The sequence below is a fragment of the Streptomyces dioscori genome (assembly GCF_003024195.1).
GTDB lineage: Bacteria > Actinomycetota > Actinomycetes > Streptomycetales > Streptomycetaceae > Streptomyces > Streptomyces dioscori.
Genome location: NZ_KZ679038.1, coordinates 418,033 through 436,465, shown reverse-complemented (window position 1 = coordinate 436,465; position 18,433 = coordinate 418,033). Strand labels below are relative to the sequence as shown.

Sequence of the window (18,433 nt, the reverse complement as noted above, 5' to 3'; positions counted from 1 at the left end):
AGGGAGGGAGTTTCGTGGTAGCGATGAGAACGGTGCTCGCCCGGCTGATCCAGCTGGTGCTCGTCCTGCTCGCGGTCACGCTGGTCGTGTTCGTGCTGACCCAGATCGCACCCGGCGACGCGGCCAGACTGCGCCTCGGACCACGTGCCTCGCCCGAGGCGGTGAGCGAACTGCGCCACCAACTGGGCCTCGACCGCAGCCTCCCGCACCAGTACCTGGACTACGTCACCAGGGTCCTGCACGGCGACTTCGGGACGTCGATCGACGGACAGAGCGTCAGCGACATCATCGGCCGGCGCATCGGAGACACCCTGTGGCTCCTGCTCGGCACCCTGGTGCTCGCGGTCACGACCTCACTCGTCCTCGCCTGGACCGCCGCCTGGTTCAGGGACCGCCCCGTCGACCACGTGATCAGGCTCGGCGTCCTCCTGGCCCTGTTCCTGCCGGCGTTCTGGGTCGGCTTCCTGCTCATCAGACTGGTGGCCATCCCCACCGGCTGGTTCCCCGTCGCGGACCTGGGATCGAGCCCGGCGGAACTGCTCCGCTCGCTGGTCCTGCCCTCCGTGACCGGAGCGATCATCCTCACGCCCGTCCTGGTACGGAGCCTGCGGTCCAGCCTGATCGACGTGCTCGACTCCGAGTACATCGCGGTCGCCAGGTCCCTGGGCGTCGGCGGCCCCACCCTGATCGTCCGCCACGTGCTGCGCAACGCACTGGGCCCGGTCCTCACCCTCCTCGCACTCAACGTCGGCTACCTCTTCTTCGGAGTCGTCATCCTCGAAGCCACCTTCAACATCGCCGGCCTGGGCAGCGCACTGGTCGAGGCGTCCGCCAAACGCGACGTCTACACGGTCCAGGGCATCACGCTGCTGTTCGCCACCGGGGTCGTACTGGCCAACATCCTGGGCGAGACCGCCGTCTCGCTGCTCGACCCGAGGACGGCGAGGACATGATCGACACGCCTGTCATCGAGGACGCCGCACCCTCCACCACGCCCTCACGCCGGCTGCGCCGACGCGGCGACGGCAAGCTGGCCGTCGGCGCGGTCATCGTCGGCCTCTTCGTCCTGGCCGCGCTCTTCGCACCGCTCATCACCAGCGGACACCCCGCCGAGCAGGACCTGCTGAACCGGCTCGCCCCGCCCTCCCGGGCCCATGTTCTCGGCACCGACCAGCTCGGCCGCGACGAATGGACCCGGCTCGTCTACGCGATCCGGATCGACCTGCGCGTGGCGGTGCTCGGCTCCCTCATCCCCGCGGTCCTGGGCAGCCTGATCGGCATCGCGGCGGGCCTCGGCAGCAAGTGGCTGGACGCGGCGATCATGCGCACCTCCGACATCGTCGTCTCGCTCCCGCTGTTCATCTTCTTCATCGCCCTGGTCGGCCTGCTCGGCCCCGGCACCGGCTTCCTGTTCCTGGGACCCGGCGAACTGCCGCTCATCATCGGCTTCACGGTCATCTCCTGGGTCGTGTACGCCCGACTGCTGCGCAGCGAGGTGCGCAGGGTGCGCTCCATGGACTACATCCGGGCAGCGCGGCTGGGCGGCCTGCCCCGTCGGCGGGTGATCGCCTGGCACATCGTGCCGAACGCCATCGGGCAGAGCATCGTCTACTTCTTCGTCGACGTCGGGCTGGCCGTCGTCGCGATCTCGACCCTGTCCTTCCTGGGCGTCGGCATCCCCGTGGGGACCCCTGAGTGGGGCTCGATGATCCAGTCGGGCCGCGGCGTCATCCAGACCAACTGGTGGTTGATCGCGGCCCCCGGAGCGGCGATCGCCCTGATCGGCATGGGCCTGGCCCTGATCGGGGACGGCCTGGACGATCGGATCAAGTCATGACCCGTACGGAACGCGTGATCGAGATCGAGAACCTGTCGATCGCCGCGGCACAGGGCGGAGTCACCCTCGTGGACGACGTGTCCCTGCACGTCGACGCCGGTGGCTGCCTCGGGATCGTGGGTGAGTCCGGATCCGGCAAGAGCCTCACCCTGCGTTCCGTGCTCGGGCTGCTGCCGCCCGCGCTGAAGCAGACCCGGGGGAGCACACGGTTCCAGCGGAGGGCGGGCGAGGGGCTGCGGTCCGTCGCACCGCGTGAGCTGCGCGGGCACGGCGTCTCCATGATCTTCCAGGAGCCCATGAGCTCGCTGAACCCGACCATGCGCATCGGCGACCTCGTCGCCGCCGGCCCCCGGGCCCTCGGCATGTCCCGTCGGGCCGCCGCCGACCGGGCCCTGCAACTCCTGGCCGAAGTGGGTGTGCCGCACCCGGAGCAACGGGCCCGCGCATGGCCGCACCAGCTCTCCGGGGGGCAGCGCCAACGCGTGATGATCGCGATGGCTCTGTCGGTGGAACCCTCGCTGCTCCTGTGCGACGAGCCGACGACCGCGCTGGACACCACGGTCCAGGACCAGATCCTGACCCTCGTCGAGCGGCTGCGGGCCGAACGCGGGCTGGCCCTGATCTTCGTCAGCCACGACCTCTCGGTCATCTCCCGTATCGCCGGCCGCACCGCCGTGATGTACGCGGGCCGCATCGTCGAACAAGGCCCCACCCACGACCTGGTCGACAACCCGAACCACCCCTACACCCGGGCACTGATCGACTCGATGCCCCAACTGCACGGCCCGCCCACGCGGTTGAAGACCATCAGCGGATCCCCGCCCACCGCCGGACTGCTGCCCCCCGGCTGTCGCTTCGCCCCTCGCTGTCCCTACGTGGCGGATGTCTGCCTAGAAGCGGACCCTCCGCTGCTGGCCATCGGCCCGCACCGGGACACGGCGTGTGTGCGGCAGCCAGTCACGAACGCTGGAGAACAGCCATGAGCGCCCTCGTCGAACTGGACGACATCGCCGTCCACTTCAAGGTCAGGACGCACAGGTCCGTGCTGCCCACGACGCTACGGGCCGTCGACGGAGTCAGTCTCACCGTCGAACGCTCCGAGTGTCTCGGTGTGGTCGGCGAGTCCGGCTGCGGCAAGTCGACCCTGGCCGGTGTCCTCGTCGGGCTGACGGAGCCGACCGCTGGACAGGTCCGCTACGACGGCCAGGACATGGGAGTCCGCAGGTCGAAGGAGCTGCGCCGCCGCATCCAGATGGTCTTCCAGGACCCGGTCGCCTCGCTCAACCCCCGACGGCGGGTCCGCTCCGTACTGGCCGAACTCATCGACTGCCACGACCTCGTCCCGGACGCCGGAATGACCTCCGCGCTGAACTCCCTCATGGAGATGGTGAACCTGCCGACGCGCGTCCTGGACGCGCGACCGCGTGAACTCTCCGGGGGCCAGCGCCAGCGCGTCGCCATCGCACGGGCCCTGGCGGTCCGACCCGACGTGCTGGTCGCCGACGAGGCGGTGTCCGCCCTCGACGTGTCCGCCCAGGCCACCGTGGTCAACCTGCTGGCCGATCTGCGCGCCGAACTCGGCCTGACGATCGTCTTCATCTCCCACGACCTCGGCATCATCCGCACGCTCTGCGACCGGGTCGCGGTGATGTACGCGGGCCGGGTGGTGGAGGAAGGCACGGCCGACACGATCTTCACCGGGGCTCAACACCCGTACACGCAGGCTCTCTTGCGGGCCGCGCCCGATCTGCGGCGTCGGAGCACCGAACCGCGTCCCCCGGCGCTGGAGGGCGAACCGTCCGGCGCCCTCGACCTGATCACGGGCTGTCCCTTCCGGCCCAGATGCCCCGAGGCCGAGGCCGCCTGCGCGAAGGCCCCGCCGCCCTTCATCCACGACGGATCGCACCGCACCGCCTGCATCCACGCGTCATCGAGCCACCGGGCGACGGCCGACACCACCCCCAGGAACTAGGGATGCGCACCACTTCCGTGTCGGCCGCCGCGCCGGTCGCCGTCTCAGCCGCGATAGGTGCGTACGTAGTCGAAGCGTGCCGTCGCCCCGGCCGTGTTGAGCGATACCAGGCCGATCCGCAGGGCCTGTTCGTCGGGCAGGGCCCACACGCCGGTCCAGGTCCAGTGCACGCCGTCGGTGCTGGTGGCGGCCCGTACCTCGTGCTCACCTCCCGCCTCGTCGGCGTGGTACGCCAGTCGCATCCAGAGTGTCCGCGCCGGTGGCCCGCCGAACATCGGGCCGTAGGCCACGGCGGTCGGCGGTGTGGTCGTGGGCCGGGCGCCCTCCTTCGCGAACTCGGTGACGTGGGTGACCTTCCCCGCGGTGTGGCTCAGCGGCAGCACCGAGTGCACCAGCTTGAAGTACCGGTCGTCGCTCCCGTACAGCACCAGCCCGGCCTGCTGATTGCCCGGACCGTTCGCCAGATCGAGCTTGGTCTCGACCGTGAAGTCACCGGCCGGTGCGGGGCGGGTGAGGACCGACGCGGTGTTGGTGCCGAGATGCAGTTCTGCGTTCTGCGTCGGCCAGGACAGGACGCCCTCGCCGGTCGTCGCACCGGCGGCCGGGCCCCGGACCCAGCTCCAGTCGGAGGACAGGGTGGTGGAGTCGAACTCGTCGCTGTAGGAGCGCAGTCGCGCACCGGGCCGTGGATCGGTGACGCGCCGCGTGACGGGCTCGTACAGTTTCGCGGCGCCCACGTTGTCGGCGGTCGCTCCGCTCCCGAGGGCTGCGGTGCCGACCTTCCCGGCCCGCGCGGCAGCCGCCGGTACGGTACGCGTCTGGGTGGCCACGGCGTCGTGCAGCCGGTCCGCGCTCACCTCGACGGTGAGGCGGTTGCCGCGCAGTTCGGCCGCCACGTTGCGCCAGGCGCCCCACTGGTAGCCGGACGGGAGCGCGGTCACCTGCTGCCCTGCGCTGACACCGTTCACCCGTACGTCGGTGACCAGGGCATTGCGGGTGCGGTCGAGCCAGGCCACTACATGGTTCGCGGGGTTCTTGTAGGCGAGGACCAGACCGGCCGACCCGCCCGCCGAGGTGACCCGGAGATCGGCTTCGGCGCGTACCCGGGCGGGAGCGTTGCCGGAGGTGACGAGGAAGGCCGGGTCGGTGGCGCTGCCGGAGTGGGTGACGAAGGTGCCGGGGTCCTGTTCGGCGGCCGTCGCCCAGGCCTTCGTACCGGAGCCCTGCGCCTGCCAGCCGTCCAGTGAGCCGCCGTTGAAGGTGCCGCCCGCCTTCCAGGTGGTGACGGGAACCTCGGTGCCGTCGGAGGAGGGGCCGGCGCCGGCCCGGACGACGGGCCAGCCGTCGATCCAGTCGAGCCGGTCGACCAGCATCGGACGCCTGCTGAGGGTGCGGTCGATGCCCGGTACGAGGTCGAGGTCGGGGTCGTCGGCGGGTATCGCGTGGTAGACGAGCCAGTCCTGCCCGGACAGGTCGGTCTGCAGCGCGTTGTGGCCGGGGCCGATCCAGCGGTCGCTCGAACCGACCACGATGCCGCCCTTGCTGACGGGGGACATCAGGTCGACACCGAGGTCGTCGGTGAAGGGCCCGGTCGGGCTGGTGGAGCGGCCCACCTTGACCTGGTAGCCGCTGTACGCGCCGTCGCAGCAGCCCGCGTCCGAGTAGAAGAGGTAGTAGAAACCGTCACGGCGGACGACGAAACCGCCCTCCATGCGCCGCCCCTGGGCGACCTCGGTGACCGTTCCTTCGACCCGCGTGCGGTTGCCGTTCATACGCGCCACGCAGATGGTGTCGTAGCTGCCCCAGTACAGGTACGGCTGTCCGCCCACGTCGGTGAACTGCGCCTGGTCGATGTCACCGGTCGCGCAGCCGCTGTCCGCCGGCAGCACGGCACCCGCGTCGGTCCAGGGCCCGGTCGGCGTGGGCGCGGTGGCCACCCCGACGGTGTCCTGGTTCGGCACCGAGTAGAAGAGGTTGTAGTGGCCGTTCGTGTAACGGATGTCGGGTGCCCACAGCCGGGAGCCGCCGTGCCAGGCGGGCTGGGTCCGCGGGGTGAACACCTCGCCCGCGTACGTCCAGTGCGTGAGGTCGGCCGACTTCAGGATCGGCAGCATGCGTTCGGCGGTCTGGCCCTGGGTCTGGAAGACGGGGTTCTGGGTGCCGTAGGCGTACCAGTAGCCGTCCTTGCCGCGGATCACCGCCGGGTCGGGAAAGGTGTCGACCGTGCCGGCCGTCACCGGGTTGGTGTACGTGGACGCCCGTGCGGGGGAGGCCGTGGCGTTCCCGGTCGGCGGCAGGACCGCGAGCAGGAGGCCGGCGAGTACGGCGACGACCTGCCCGGTGCGACTGGCTCCTCGGTTCCTGCGGTTCACGTGATGCGCTCGGTTCACGGGGGTGAGACCTCACTGCTCGAAGGGGATTCGAAGGAGCTCAGGGTCGGGTCGTAGTCGGAGGCGCCGATGTCGTACATGGACGTCATCCAGTGGTGGAAGTTGTCGCCGCGCTCCCGCAGCAGGTCGTACAGACGCCGCATCAGACGCAGCCGCACGGACTCCAGTTCGGGATCCGGGTAGCGGTTGCTGAGCTCGTGCGGGTCGCTTTCGAGGTCGTACAGCTCGTTGACGGAGTCGGGATTGACGACCAGCTTGTAGCGGCTGTCGCGCAGCATACGCTGGGGGTACGGGAAGTGGTGGCCGTGGAACTCGGCGAGCAACTCCTCGGGCCAGTCCGGGTGTTCGCCGCACACCAGCGGCAGCAGACTGCGGCTGTCGGTGGCCGGCTCCGGGTCGCAGCCGGCCAGTTCGAGGATGGTCGCCGTACAGTCGGTGAGACTGACGAACTCCCGCCGCACCTGCGGCTTTTGACCAGGAACTCGGACGATTCCGGGGATGCGGTAGATGTCCTCGTACATCGCCGGACCCTTGTCGTGCAGCCGGTGGGCGCCGGTGAACTCGCCGTGGTCGGCGGTGAAGAAGACCGACGTGTCGTCCTCCAGGCCGAGTTCGTCGAGCCGGGTGAGGATGCGCCCGACCTGCTCGTCTACGAGGGTGACGTAACCCCAGTAGACGGCGATGAGTTTGCGGGTGACTTCGAGCGGCATGGTGTCGAACGTCCAGTGCGCGCTGTAGTTGCGCTGCACGGGCGGTTTCCCCTCGAAGGTCTCCGCGATCGACGCGGGCAGTTCGACGAGTTCCGGGTCGTAGAGGTCGTAGTAGGAGTCCGGCAGCAGATAGGGCAGATGCGGGCCGAAGAAATGGGTGGCCAGGTAGAAGGGCCGGCCGTCGGCCGCGTACTTCTCCAGGAGTTCGATGGCACGGGTCGCCAGGTAGTACTCGAAGGTCGCCTCCACCGGCTGCTGGAGGCGCGCGGCGAGGAGGTTGCCCGGATTGCCGTTGGGTGTGGTCCCGCGCACCGGATCGGTGATGCGGTACGGGGGCAGGTCCCGTTCCTTCAGATAGGCGAGGTAGTCGGGGTGGTCGACGGGGTTGTGCCAGCCTGGCAGGTCGGGCCCCTCGAAGCCGTACGAGGCGGCGTTGCGGTGGGTGCCGACGTGCCACTTGCCGACCAGACCCAGCTGGTAGTCGCGTTCGGCGAGCGCGGCGGGAAAGGTGAACGCGTCCTCGGCCAGGTCCTCCAGATAGCCGACGTTGCGCTCGTGGTTGGCGAGCAGCTTGTGCCGGAAGGGGGCCTGGCCGGTGAGCAGACTCGCCCGGGCCGGGGTGCAGATCGCGGTGGGTGTGTAGAAGCGGTCGAAGCGGGTGCCGGTGGCGGCGAGCCGGTCCAGGTTCGGGGTCGCGACCTGCGGATTGCCGTAACAGCCCAGCGTGTCCACGCGGTGCTGGTCGGTCATCAGGAAGAGGAGGTTCACGCGGCGGCCTTCGTGTAGACGTCGCCCGCGTAGAAGGAGGTCGCGGCCGGGGCCTCCTTCAACTGGCCGGTGCTCACGAAGAAGTCGCTCATGCCGTCCAGCCACTCACCGACCGTGCCGTCCTTCGTCTTCGCGACGAGTTCGGCGGTCGTCAGCGTCTGGACGTGACTCGCGTCCGCCGTCACCTTGTCCTCCGGCACCTTCAGGAGTGCGGCGGTGAGCGCGACCGACTCCTTCGGGTGCGCGGCACGCCAGTCGTTCGCCTCCTGGAGCACCTTGACGACCTTCGCCTCGGCGGGCCCCTTCTTCCCGCCGGTCACGAACGCCGTGGGGAACGAACCGCCGATGTCCTCGGTGCTCGCCACCTCGACCAGGTCCGGCACCTTCTGCTTGATGGTGTCGATGAGCGGATAGTTGATACCGGCCCCGTCGATCTGCCCGGAGGAGAAGGCCGAGACGATGGTCGGCGCGTCCATGGCGACCCTATTGATGTCGTCCATCGTTATCCCGGCCTCGCGCAGGGCGAGTTGCAGGATCATCTCGCCGGACGTCCCTTCCGGCACGCCGACCTTCTTGCCCTTCAGCCCGGCGATCGAGGTGATCCCCGGCTTGGCGATCACACGGTCGGCATAGGTCAGCGTGTCGATCGCGACGACCCGGGCCTTCCCGGAGGCGGGCAGCCACAACGCGCCGGGACCGATGTACCCGTAGTCGAGATCCCCACTGCCCAGCGCCTGAATCTGAATGGGCCCATTGACGAACGTCTTGTACGAGGCGGACAGCCCGTGCTTCTTCCACAGCCCCTGGTCATCGGCGATGGCCAGCAGACTGGCCCCGTTGTAGTCGGCGATGTACCCGAACCGGATCTTGGTAGCACCCCCACTGTCACCGTCGTCCGAGGAGCAGGCGGACACGGAGAGCGCGAGAGCTGTGGCGGAGAGTGAGGTGAGAAGGGTGCGGCGGGACATGCTCATGGCGTCGAGCCTTTCGTTTCGTTCGTTCCAGCCCGTCCGGCGTTTGAGGACGAGCGCGCAGCGCGATCAGGGGGGAGAGGGGGCGCAGCCCCCATGCAGTGACGGGACGGGTAGGGGCGGCGGGGGCGAAGAAGACCGCAGCCGACAGCCGGTCAGGTCACCGGGGCCACCGAGCCCGCCGGTTCCTGGTGATACACCGCATGCCAGACCTCATTGCGAATGCGAGCGAATTCAGGGGACAACCGCAACTCCTCGGTCCGCGGATAGGGCAGATCCACCTCGATGACCCGATGGACACGCCCCGGCCGAGCCGCCATCACCACAACGCGCCGCGCGAGATACACGGCCTCGTCGACGTCATGCGTGACGAAGAGGACGGTCCGCCGCTCCCGAGTCCAGGTGTCCAGCAACTGGTCCTGCATCTGCACCCGCGTGAGCGCATCCAGCGCCCCGAACGGCTCATCCATCAGCAGGACGTCAGGATCGACGGCATAGGCCCGGGCGATCGCACAGCGCTGCTTCATCCCACCCGACAGCGTCTTGGGCAGCGCGTCGGCGAAATCCGCGAGGCCGACGAGTTCGATGGCGTGGTCGGCCTTGCGGCGCCGCTCGGCGGCGGACAGGGAGGTGAGCTTGAGCCCGAACTCGACATTTCCGCGCACGGTGAGCCAGGGGAAGAGCGCGTACTGCTGGAAGATGACGCCGCGTTCGGGGCCGGGGCCCGTCACGACGGCTCCGTCGACCAGTACCTGCCCGGTGGTGGGTTCGGCGAGCCCGGCGGCCAGGTTCAGAAGCGTCGACTTGCCGCAGCCCGAGGGACCCACGACCGTGACGAACTCGCGGTCGGCGATGTCCAGCGACACCTCGTCGAGGGCGGTGAACTCTCCCTGCTTCAAGGGGAACGTCTTGCCGGCGCCCCGAAAGGAGATCTTGGCGGCGGACGCATCGAACCCATCCGGCGCGGCGGAGGCGTCGGACGCATCCGACTTACTGAGTGAGGGTTTCATCGTCGCTCCTGCCAGGCGGTCAGATGGCGTTCCGCGCGCAGCAGCAGCCGGTCCATCACCAGGCCGATCACCCCGATGCTGATCAGCCCGACGAAGATGGTCGGCAGGTCGTAGTAGGTCTGCGCGTGCATCATCTCGTAGCCGAGGCCCTTGTCCGCGGCGATGAGTTCGGCCGCGACGACCGTGGCCCAGGAGGCTCCGAGTCCGATGCGCATACCGACGAGCAGGAACGGTGTGGCGGCCGGAACGACCACCTTGAGGAAGATCACGCGATCCCGGGCGCCGAGCACCCGGGCCGCGTTGACGAGCGTGCTGTCCACGCCGATCACCCCCTGGAACGCGGCGACCACACTGGACAGGAACGCCGCCAGGAAGATGACGAAGACCTTGGGTGTCTCACCGATGCCCATGGTCACGATGGCGAGAGGGATGATCGCCAGCGGTGGGACGGTCCGGAAGAACTGCACGTACGGTTCGAGCAGACCGCGGGCCAGCGGGTACCAGCCCATGAGGAACCCGACGGGCACGGCGAGCAGGGTGCCCAGGGCGAAGCCGAGGAAGACCCGGCGCAGGCTCGCCAGCGCGTCCTCGCCGAGTGTGCCGTCGCCCGCCATCTGCAGGGCGCGGGAGCCGACCGACAACGGGCCCGGTACGTCGACCAGGTGGGCCGAGGTGGCCACGGCCCACACGGTGATGCCCAGGGTGAGTGCCGCCAGGTTGAGCGCGAACGGGGGCACGGTCCGGGACCGGCGCCGCCGGCCCGACGCGGCGGGCGGCTTGTCGGGCCGTTTGTCGGGTGCGGTGAGCACGGTCATGGCGACCTCGGCGGTTCGGGGACGGTCACGGTCACTCCACGGAATTCGGTGTGTGATAGCGGGTGAGCAGGGGGGAGTCGTGCAGGACCAGCGCGATGGCGCCGAGCGCGCCGCCCACCTCGCCGAGCGTGGCCGGCCGCAGATCGATGTCCGGCCGGGAGACCGGCATCAGATGGGCGGACAGGGCGCGTTCGACGGGTTCGAAGAGGGCGGGTCCGGCCTCGGCGAGTTCGCCGCCGAGCACCGTGACGTGCGGGCCGACCGCGTTGCAGACGGCCGCGAGGACGGTCCCCACCCGGGTTCCGACGTCGTCCATCACACGGCGTGCGGCCGGATCCGTGGGCAGCGCCGCGAGGAAGCCGTCCAGATCGCCGGCGCCGGGATGGGCGTCGAGTACGGCGCCGATCGAGGCCACCGTCTCCAGACAGCCGTCCTTGCCGCACGAACATCGGCGCCCGTCCGGTTCGGCCGTGATGTGGCCGAACTCGCCGGACAGTCCGCGGGCACCCCGGTGCAGGGCGCCGCCCACGACCAGCCCTCCGCCGACGCCGTGCGACAGCCGCAGATAGAGCACGTCCTGGACACCGGCCGCCGCTCCCCAGGTCGCCTCGGCCAGCGCCGCGAGCCGGGTGTTGTTGTCGAGCAGCACGGGTACGCCGAAGCGCTTGCGCAGCAGTACCGGCAGGTCCTCGTGGGGCCGGGGTACGCCACCCGCGGGTGAGCCGGGCCGTTCGGCGGCGCGGGTCGCGGTGGTCGCGGCGCCGGTGGCCGGAGTGCCGGAGGCTGCGGTGCTGGTGGCCGGGGTCCCCGTGCTGGCGGCGTCGGTCGCGGGGGCGTCGTGGACCGGGCCGACCACGCCCACACCGATGGCGCTGAGCGCTCCCAGGCGCAGGGTGCCCCCGGCGAGTCCGCCGACCAGCCGTGCGGCGAGATCGACACGCTTCTCCCAGGACAGCCCCGCGCCGTGCGGGGCGCTCGCGGAACCGATCACCTCGTGGGCGACGTTGACCGCGGCGACGTGCACCGCGCGCCGCGCGAAGTCGATGCCGATGGCCTGGCCCGCGTCCCGGTGGAGGGTAAGGGTCTCGACCGGCCGGCCGCGGCGGCGCTCGGCGGGGGCGGGAGCCGTGGCCACGACCGCTCCGCTGTCCACCAGTGCGGACACGATGTCGTACAGCGTCGTACGGGACAGCCCTGTCAGCCGCCCCAACTCGGCCCTGTTGAGCGGGCCGTGGGTGCGCATCTGCCGCAGGACGAGTTCCTCGTGACCACGGCGCAGCCGTGCCAGGGGACCCTCGTGGTCGTGTGCCATGGGGCACAGGATGCGGACTCGGCAGCTTTTACGTCAACAGTCCGGAATAAATCAGCAAGCCCGGGCCCGAGCTCCTTACAGCCGTGAAAATACAGGTCAGAGCGCTGTTGGGAGCTGCCTTGCGAGGCGGTCACGTTTCATGAGGCTGCAATGTTGCGGTCACCGGGCGAGGGGTCCGGCCGCGTTTGTGTGTGGTGGCCACGCGGACGGGGCCCTCGGGACGGGGTCTTTCAGGCGTCCCAGGCGCAGCGGAAACCGAGGTTGCCCGTGCTGCTGTCGGGTGTGTTGGCCGTACGGGCGGCGACGCGGTAGCGGTTGCAGTACGAGCTGTGGCAGAGGTAGGAGCCACCGCGCATGACGCGGGACGCGCCCTGTGACGGGCCCTTCGGATCGGTGCGTGGGCGCGTGGAGTGCCGCGTGCCCCACCGGTCGGCGCACCACTCCCACACGTTCCCGGACATGTTGTGGAGCCCGTGGCCGTTGGGTTCGTACGCGTCCACCGGCGCCGTACCCCGGTAGCCGTCCTCGGCGGTGTTCTTGGTCGGGAAGTGCCCCTGCCAGATGTTGCAGCGGTGCTCGCCCGCCGGCGTCAGCTCGTCACCCCAGGGGTAGCGGTTCTGTACCAGGCCGCCCCGGGCCGCGTACTCCCACTCGGCCTCGGTGGGCAGCCGTGCCCCGGCCCAGCGGCAGTAGGCGGCGGCGTCGTTCCAGGAGAGGTGCACCACGGGGTGGTCGCCGCGGTCCGCCACCGAGCTGCCCGGCCCTTCCGGGGTCCGCCAGGTCGCTCCCTCGACCCCGCACCACCAGGGCGTCTGCGGCGGCCGGGCCGCGCCGCGCCGCAGGGTGGCGGGGAGGAATCCGGCGAAGACGAACGACCAGCCGAAGCGCTCCGCCTCGGTGACGTGACCGGTCGCCTCGGCGAACCGGGCGAACCGTTCGTTGGACACGGCATGGGCGTCGATCCGGAAAGGTGAGAGGACGACCTCGCGCACGGGGCCCTCGCCGTCGTCGGGGAAGCCGTCCGTGTCCCGGGTTCCCATCAGGAAGGAACCGCCGCTCAGCAGCACGCTCGCGTCCCGGTACGGAGCTCCCTTGCCCTGGTCCCGCACCTCGTCCGGCGCGCGGTTCCCGGTGGCGCGATCCGCCGGGGAACGCTCCGCCGCGGCACAGACCGTGGCACCGAGGGCGAGCCCCGTCGCGCCCCGGTCGACCGAGGGCGCGCAACAGCTCCCGGACTCCGCCTCGTCCACCCGGCCTCCCTCAAGAAGTGATCTCCGTTCGAGGCTACGGCACCCGGGAGGAGCTGATCATTACGGGCTCCGCCCGGCCGGCGGGCCGGGATACGCCTCGGACCTTGCGAAGTGGCAGGGGTCGGGGCGCTGCCCGATGCTGGGCTGTACAGGCCACCCATGTGCGCTGTCGAGTCGTCTTCTGGCCGTTTGTCGGCAGATGCGCTGGGCAATCGGGACGAAGCGTTTCAGACGGACAATGTGTGCAGGAGGCCCGCGTGAACGCCACGCCCCCCGAAGTGACCGACCCCGTGCGCTCCCCGCGTTCCCCGGAGCGGCGGACGGCTGACCTGTTCGCCCACTTCGTCGAGCGCGAGGCCTCCGGGGTGCCTCTGCCGGGCCGGTCGACGGCACATCGCTTCGCCGTCCTGAGCGCTCTCGGGCGCCGTGACCTGTCCCTGGCGCGGCTCGCGGAAGGACACCTGGACGCGGCGGCGATCCTGCACGAACTGGACGACTCCCTGCCCACCGAAGGGGAGCGCTGGGGAGTGTGGGCCGCGCGCCCGCCCGGCCCCGGCGTGCACGCCACCCGCAGCGGCCAGGGGTGGCGGATCAGCGGCGTCAAGCCCTACTGCTCAGGTGCCCGCAGCTGCACGCACGCCCTGGTGACCGCTGACGCCGACGACGGCTACCGCCTGTTCGCCGTCGCCCTCGACCACCCGGGCGCCCAGGCCGTCGAAGGAACCTGGCCGGCGATCGGCATGGCAGGCAGTGACAGCCTGGACGTGTCGTTCACCGACGTGCCCGCACGAGCCGTCGGAGGGGTGGACGGCTATGTGCTGCGCCCCGGTTTCCAGCACGGGGGAATCGGGGTGGCGGCCTGCTGGCTCGGTGGTGCGCACGCGGTCGCCGCGCCGCTGTACGGGCGAGCGGCGGCGGGGCAGCTGAACGGTCACGCGGCCGCGCATCTCGGAGCGGTCGACATGCTGCTGCACACCGCCGACACCGTGCTGCGCCAGGCGGGCGACGCCATCGACGCCGACCCCTTCGACGTACGCGAGGAAGCACGGGTACGCAGCCTGCGGGTGCGGGCCCTGGCCGAAAAGGTGTGCACGGAGGTTCTGGAACACGTCGGGCGTGCCACCGGCGCCGGGCCGCTGTGCCGCGACGAACGGCACGCCCGCGCGGTGGCGGACCTTACGGTGTACGTCCGCCAGCACCACGCCGAGTCGAACCTGGCCGAACTGGGCCGCCTGGCCACCACGGACTTCCCGGCCGTGACGGATTCCACGCCCGTCGCGGACCCTGTGGGCCCCGTGCCCGTCGCGGACACCTTGGGCCCCGTGCCCGTCGCGGAATCTGCGGCCGGCGCGAATCCTGCCGTCACCACGGGCCCTGCGAACCCCGCGAACTCCGCCACCTCCGTGGCCGACGCGCCGGAGGCGGCCCGATGAGCACGCCGAAGACGGCCGACGGGCCGACCGTCGACGGGCTGACGCCTGACGGGCCGACCGTCGACAGGCGAGCGGCCGACGGGTTGACGGCCGACGGACCGACGTCTGACGGGCCGACCGTCGACAGGCGGGCGGCCGACGGGTTGACCGTCGACGGACCGACCGCCGACGAGCAGACCGCCCACGGTCAGCGCGTCGACGACCTGACCGACCTGACCGACCTCACCGTCCGCGAGAACACCGCCGCCGCTACGAGGCAAGCAGCCGCCGCCGCGATCGACGCACAGGGCACCGACGAGGCCGAGTGGCAGGAGGCCCGCCTGCCGGACCACCTGCCACGCCTGGTCCTTCCGGCGGGCCCCGTCGTCGTGGTGGCAGCCCACCCCGACGACGAAGTACTGGGCTTCGGCGGCACCATCGCCGCCCTCCTCCAGGCGGGTGTGGAGGTCCACACCGTGTGCCTGAGCGACGGGGAGGCCTCGCACGGCCCCGGCACACCCTCCGCGCGGGCGCGGCTGGCCGCCCGGCGCCGAGCCGAACTGTCCGCGGCGCTGCGAGAGCTGGGAGAGCTGCCCGACCCGGTGTACGCGGGCCTGCCCGACACCGCCCTCGACCGGCCCGAGCACGAGAGCGAAGCCCGAGCCATCATCGGCGAACTCCTCGGCGCCGTCGGAGCGGCCCTGTGCGTGGCGCCGTGGGAGGGCGACCTGCACAGTGATCACGAGGCCGCCGGCCGCGCCGCTCGACACGCGGGTCGCGCCGGTTCCACACCGGTGTGGTCCTACCCGGTGTGGATGTGGCACTGGGCCCGCCCCCACGACCCCCGCGTGCCCTGGCACCGGGCCGCCGTCCTCCCTCTCCCCGAACCGGTGACCGACCGCAAGAAGGCGGCCCTGGCACGCTTCAGCAGCCAGCTGGAGCCGCGGGGCGCGGGCATCGCGCCGGTGCTGCCCACGGCGGAGATCGCCCACCACACCCGCGCCTTCGAGACGGTGATCCGGTGAACACACCCGCGGAAGCACGCGTCGACGCACCCGCGGAAACCGCCGCGGACACCTCCGAGAAGGCTTCCGAGAACGCTTCCGAGATCGCTTCCGAGGGGACCCGCGCGAACACCCCCGCGAGCTACTTCGACGACCAGTACGCCACGGCCGCCGACCCCTGGCACCTCGGTGAGCGCTGGTACGACCGACGCAAGTACACCCTGACGGCGGCGGCGCTGCCCCGTCCCCGCTACGCGCGGGCCTTCGAGCCGGGCTGTTCGGTGGGTGTGCTGACCGAGCTCCTGGCGGCCCGCTGCGACCAACTGCTCGCAACCGACCGCATCGCCTCGGCCGTCGAGTCCACCGCTCGGCGCACCACAAGCCTGGACCACGTCACGGTTCGGCGGATGACCGTACCCGAGGAGTGGCCCGAGGAGCCCTTCGACCTCGTGGTGCTGTCGGAACTCCTCTACTACTTCGACACCGGCACCCGTGAGCGGCTTGTCCGACAGAGCGTGGCGAGCCTGAACGAAGGCGGGCACCTGATAACCGTGCACTGGAACCACCCGGTCGCCGAGCACACCTGCACGGGCCGCGACATCGCCGGCCACCTCGACACGCTGAGCGGCCTGAGACGGCTGGCGCGTTACGACGATCCCGACTTCACCCTCACCGTCCACGAGCGCGGCCGGGGTCCGGGACCGGCGCTCTCTCCGGCCCGCGCGGAAGGCCTGGCGTGAGGTCTCGTACCAAGCCCGGTACGAGGTCTCGTACGGGGCCCCGTACACGGCTGTCCGCCGTGGCCGTCGTCGTTCCCGCGCACGACGAGGAACGCCGTATCGCCGCCTGTCTGCGGAGTCTGCGCACGGCCGCCGCACGTGTGGCCCCGCTGCCCGTGCTGATCGTGGTGGTCGCGGACGCCTGCACGGACGCCACAGCGAGGCTGGCGGCCCGCGGGGGAGCGCATGTGGTGGAGACCCGTAGCCGCAACGTCGGAGTCGCGAGGGCGGCCGGCGTCGACCGCGCACTGGAACTGCTGGCCGATGCCGATGCCGATGCCGATGCCGACGGCGACGGCGACGGCGACGCCGACGGGGACGTGTGGCTGGCCATGACCGACGCCGACACCACCGTGCCCCCGGCCTGGCTCGCCCACCAGGTCGCACGGGCGGGGGAGGGCCACGACATGGTCCTGGGCACCATCCGCCTCGCCCCCACCACGGCCGACGCACTCCTGGTGGCGCGGCACGACGCCGCCTACTTCCGCACCCGCCGTTTCCACGCGCCAGGGGGAGCGTGGGAGCACCCGCACGTCCACGGCGCGAACCTGGGCGTCTCCGCCGCGGCCTATCTGCGGGTGGGCGGCTTCGCCCCGCTGCCCACCGGCGAGGACCGCGACCTCGCGGCCCGGCTGATCGCGACGGGCCATCGAGTCGCCCGCACCGACCGGCATCCCGTGCACACAGCCGCCCGACTGCGGGGCAGGGCCCCCGGAGGCCTCGCCGACCTCCTCGCCTCCCTGCGCCTCACCCCGGGGCCGCATGCCGCGCCCGCCGGTCCGGATGGGGCCGGGGTGGATTGCGTTCGCACACCAGGGGTACCGGGAGGGGGCAAATCCGTACGAGACGTACCCGTACACCACCTATGAGCCGTACGCGATGCGCACGCTGCACGAGTCGGGCACTGGTCGTATAAAGAGTACAAAATGCACGAGACAGGAGACATGAACATGGCTTCTCAGGCCACCCCCCGCTACACCGTCCCGGGCCTCACCGTGGAGAACGCCTCCACGCTCATCGAGCTGCTGCAACTGCGGCTGCACGCCCTCAACGATCTCCACCTCACGCTCAAGCACGTCCACTGGAACGTGGTGGGGCCGCACTTCATCGCCGTACACGAGATGCTCGACCCGCAGGTCGACCGCGTACGTGACATGGCCGACGATGTCGCGGAGCGCCTCGCGGCGCTCGGAGGTGTCGCCCACGGCACTCCCGGCACGCTGGTCGAGGAGCGCACGTGGAAGGACTACAGCGTGGAGCGGGCGGACGCGATCGCCCACCTCGGCGCGCTCGACGTCGTGTACACCGGCCTGGTCCAGGACGTGCGTGCCGCGGTCGAGACGGCGGGCGACCTCGACCCGGCCACCGAGGACCTGCTGATCGAGCAGCTGCGTGACCTGGAGCAGTTCCAGTGGTTCGTACGGGCTCACCTGGAGACCGCGGGCGGCACCCTCACCACGGCCGACGCCACCACCGAGGCGGGCGCCGCCGAGAAGGCCTCGAAGTCCTGACGGACACACCACACGGGCACACCACACAGACACATCGCACGGGCAGAGCATGCGGGCACATTCCGCCCCCCCGCGACGACAGAAAGGCTCACCGACATGTCCGACAAGCCGCTCGACGGCAACCGGGTCCTGGTGCTCGTCACCAACTACGGAGTGGAGCAGGACGAGTTGGTGGTACCGGTCCGCAGGCTGCGGGAGAACGGGGCGGACGTCACCGTCGCGGCCGTGAGCTCGGATCCCGTCCAGACGCTGGTGGGCGACAAGGACCCCGGAGAGACGGTCGAGCCCGACACGACGCTCGACGCGCTGGACCCCGGCGCGTACCAGCTGCTGCTGCTCCCCGGCGGCACCATCAACGCCGACCAGCTCCGTCTGGAGAGCAAGGCGCTGGAGACGGTCAAGGCGTTCGCGTCGTCGGGCCGTCCGATCGCCGCGATCTGCCACGGCCCCTGGGCTCTGGTGGAGGCCGACGTCCTGAACGGCAAGACGCTGACGTCCTACCCCTCCGTACGCACCGACATCCGCAACGCGGGCGCCAAGGAGTGGGTGGACGAGGAGGCCGTGAGCGACAGCGCGAACGGCTACACCCTGGTCACCTCCCGGACGCCCAAGGACCTCGACGCGTTCGTGAGCGCCATCGACAAGGCCTTGGTCGGCTCCTGAACCTGGCTCGGCCCCTGAACCTGACTCGG

17 protein-coding genes are annotated in these 18,433 nt (G+C 70.8%); 10 read left to right on the top strand and 7 right to left on the bottom strand.

The window, feature by feature from the left end; all coding sequences use genetic code 11:
- The first annotated feature begins 23 nt into the window (after window positions 1-23).
- From C6Y14_RS01820 to C6Y14_RS01805, 4 genes are read left to right on the top strand one after another with little or no spacing between them, the layout of a single operon-like run.
- A complete protein-coding gene (locus tag C6Y14_RS01820) occupies window positions 24-953 on the top strand; it encodes an ABC transporter permease (RefSeq protein WP_107014629.1) in 930 nt (309 codons plus the stop codon).
- Entirely contained in the window at window positions 950-1,837 is an 888-nt protein-coding gene (locus tag C6Y14_RS01815; protein WP_107014628.1) for an ABC transporter permease, read from the top strand. Before C6Y14_RS01820 ends, C6Y14_RS01815 begins: the two co-directional genes overlap by 4 nt.
- On the top strand, window positions 1,834-2,820 hold the full coding sequence (locus C6Y14_RS01810) for an ABC transporter ATP-binding protein (protein WP_107014627.1): 987 nt from the start codon (window positions 1,834-1,836) through the stop codon (window positions 2,818-2,820). Before C6Y14_RS01815 ends, C6Y14_RS01810 begins: the two co-directional genes overlap by 4 nt.
- Complete coding sequence (locus C6Y14_RS01805) at window positions 2,817-3,809, top strand: oligopeptide/dipeptide ABC transporter ATP-binding protein (protein ID WP_107014626.1); 993 nt, start codon at window positions 2,817-2,819, stop codon at window positions 3,807-3,809. The genes C6Y14_RS01810 and C6Y14_RS01805 overlap by 4 nt, the downstream gene beginning before the upstream one ends.
- Window positions 3,810-3,853: 44 nt before the next feature.
- Here C6Y14_RS01805 and C6Y14_RS01800 read toward each other — a convergent pair whose 3' ends face one another.
- The 7 genes from C6Y14_RS01800 to C6Y14_RS01770 all read right to left on the bottom strand — a co-directional run bounded on the left by C6Y14_RS01800 (window position 3,854) and on the right by C6Y14_RS01770 (window position 12,894).
- Window positions 3,854-6,181: a family 43 glycosylhydrolase gene (locus C6Y14_RS01800; RefSeq protein ID WP_107015137.1), complete on the bottom strand. Its 2,328-nt coding sequence runs from the start codon at window positions 6,179-6,181 to the stop codon at window positions 3,854-3,856.
- Window positions 6,182-6,195: 14 nt separating this feature from the next.
- Window positions 6,196-7,677 carry a sulfatase-like hydrolase/transferase gene (locus C6Y14_RS01795; RefSeq protein WP_107014625.1) on the bottom strand — a complete coding sequence of 494 codons (1,482 nt, stop codon included), beginning with the start codon at window positions 7,675-7,677 and terminating at the stop codon, window positions 6,196-6,198.
- The gene (locus C6Y14_RS01790) at window positions 7,674-8,651 is read right to left on the bottom strand and encodes an aliphatic sulfonate ABC transporter substrate-binding protein (protein ID WP_107014624.1); all 978 of its coding nucleotides are present in this window, start codon (window positions 8,649-8,651) and stop codon (window positions 7,674-7,676) included. Before C6Y14_RS01790 ends, C6Y14_RS01795 begins: the two co-directional genes overlap by 4 nt.
- Window positions 8,652-8,803: 152 nt before the next feature.
- Window positions 8,804-9,658 carry an ABC transporter ATP-binding protein gene (locus tag C6Y14_RS01785; RefSeq protein ID WP_107014623.1) on the bottom strand — a complete coding sequence of 285 codons (855 nt, stop codon included), beginning with the start codon at window positions 9,656-9,658 and terminating at the stop codon, window positions 8,804-8,806.
- Window positions 9,655-10,473 carry an ABC transporter permease gene (locus C6Y14_RS01780; RefSeq protein ID WP_107014622.1) on the bottom strand — a complete coding sequence of 273 codons (819 nt, stop codon included), beginning with the start codon at window positions 10,471-10,473 and terminating at the stop codon, window positions 9,655-9,657. Before C6Y14_RS01780 ends, C6Y14_RS01785 begins: the two co-directional genes overlap by 4 nt.
- 31 nt (window positions 10,474-10,504) lie before the next feature.
- Complete coding sequence (locus C6Y14_RS01775; protein WP_199854593.1) at window positions 10,505-11,785, bottom strand: ROK family protein; 1,281 nt, start codon at window positions 11,783-11,785, stop codon at window positions 10,505-10,507.
- Window positions 11,786-12,015: 230 nt separating this feature from the next.
- A complete protein-coding gene (locus tag C6Y14_RS01770; RefSeq protein ID WP_225890890.1) occupies window positions 12,016-12,894 on the bottom strand; it encodes a formylglycine-generating enzyme family protein in 879 nt (292 codons plus the stop codon).
- A 398-nt stretch (window positions 12,895-13,292) separates the two neighbouring features.
- Between C6Y14_RS01770 and C6Y14_RS01765 the strand changes: the two genes are divergently transcribed.
- From C6Y14_RS01765 to C6Y14_RS01740, 6 genes are all read left to right on the top strand, one after another.
- Window positions 13,293-14,468 (top strand): acyl-CoA dehydrogenase family protein, encoded by a 1,176-nt coding sequence (locus tag C6Y14_RS01765; RefSeq protein WP_199854592.1) that lies wholly within the window; start codon window positions 13,293-13,295, stop codon window positions 14,466-14,468.
- Window positions 14,465-15,472: a PIG-L deacetylase family protein gene (locus C6Y14_RS01760; protein ID WP_199854591.1), complete on the top strand. Its 1,008-nt coding sequence runs from the start codon at window positions 14,465-14,467 to the stop codon at window positions 15,470-15,472. Before C6Y14_RS01765 ends, C6Y14_RS01760 begins: the two co-directional genes overlap by 4 nt.
- Before the next feature lie 83 nt (window positions 15,473-15,555).
- A complete protein-coding gene (locus tag C6Y14_RS01755; protein WP_107015134.1) occupies window positions 15,556-16,191 on the top strand; it encodes a class I SAM-dependent methyltransferase in 636 nt (211 codons plus the stop codon).
- The gene (locus tag C6Y14_RS01750) at window positions 16,188-17,099 is read left to right on the top strand and encodes a glycosyltransferase (protein WP_225890833.1); all 912 of its coding nucleotides are present in this window, start codon (window positions 16,188-16,190) and stop codon (window positions 17,097-17,099) included. Before C6Y14_RS01755 ends, C6Y14_RS01750 begins: the two co-directional genes overlap by 4 nt.
- A gap of 81 nt (window positions 17,100-17,180) precedes the next feature.
- Window positions 17,181-17,741, top strand: coding sequence for a DNA starvation/stationary phase protection protein Dps (dps, locus tag C6Y14_RS01745; RefSeq protein ID WP_107015132.1), 561 nt, complete (start codon window positions 17,181-17,183; stop codon window positions 17,739-17,741).
- A gap of 96 nt (window positions 17,742-17,837) precedes the next feature.
- Window positions 17,838-18,404: a type 1 glutamine amidotransferase domain-containing protein gene (locus C6Y14_RS01740; RefSeq protein WP_107014620.1), complete on the top strand. Its 567-nt coding sequence runs from the start codon at window positions 17,838-17,840 to the stop codon at window positions 18,402-18,404.
- Window positions 18,405-18,433: the final 29 nt, after the last annotated feature.

Coding starts and splice junctions, on each gene's coding strand:
- C6Y14_RS01820 (WP_107014629.1), top strand. CDS start 24: ATGAGAACGGTGCTCGCCCGGCTGATCCAGCTGGTGCTCGTCCTGCTC.
- C6Y14_RS01815 (WP_107014628.1), top strand. CDS start 950: ATGATCGACACGCCTGTCATCGAGGACGCCGCACCCTCCACCACGCCC.
- C6Y14_RS01810 (WP_107014627.1), top strand. CDS start 1,834: ATGACCCGTACGGAACGCGTGATCGAGATCGAGAACCTGTCGATCGCC.
- C6Y14_RS01805 (WP_107014626.1), top strand. CDS start 2,817: ATGAGCGCCCTCGTCGAACTGGACGACATCGCCGTCCACTTCAAGGTC.
- C6Y14_RS01790 (WP_107014624.1), bottom strand. CDS start 8,651: ATGAGCATGTCCCGCCGCACCCTTCTCACCTCACTCTCCGCCACAGCT.
- C6Y14_RS01785 (WP_107014623.1), bottom strand. CDS start 9,658: ATGAAACCCTCACTCAGTAAGTCGGATGCGTCCGACGCCTCCGCCGCG.
- C6Y14_RS01780 (WP_107014622.1), bottom strand. CDS start 10,473: ATGACCGTGCTCACCGCACCCGACAAACGGCCCGACAAGCCGCCCGCC.
- C6Y14_RS01775 (WP_199854593.1), bottom strand. CDS start 11,785: ATGGCACACGACCACGAGGGTCCCCTGGCACGGCTGCGCCGTGGTCAC.
- C6Y14_RS01760 (WP_199854591.1), top strand. CDS start 14,465: ATGAGCACGCCGAAGACGGCCGACGGGCCGACCGTCGACGGGCTGACG.
- dps (WP_107015132.1), top strand. CDS start 17,181: ATGGCTTCTCAGGCCACCCCCCGCTACACCGTCCCGGGCCTCACCGTG.
- C6Y14_RS01740 (WP_107014620.1), top strand. CDS start 17,838: ATGTCCGACAAGCCGCTCGACGGCAACCGGGTCCTGGTGCTCGTCACC.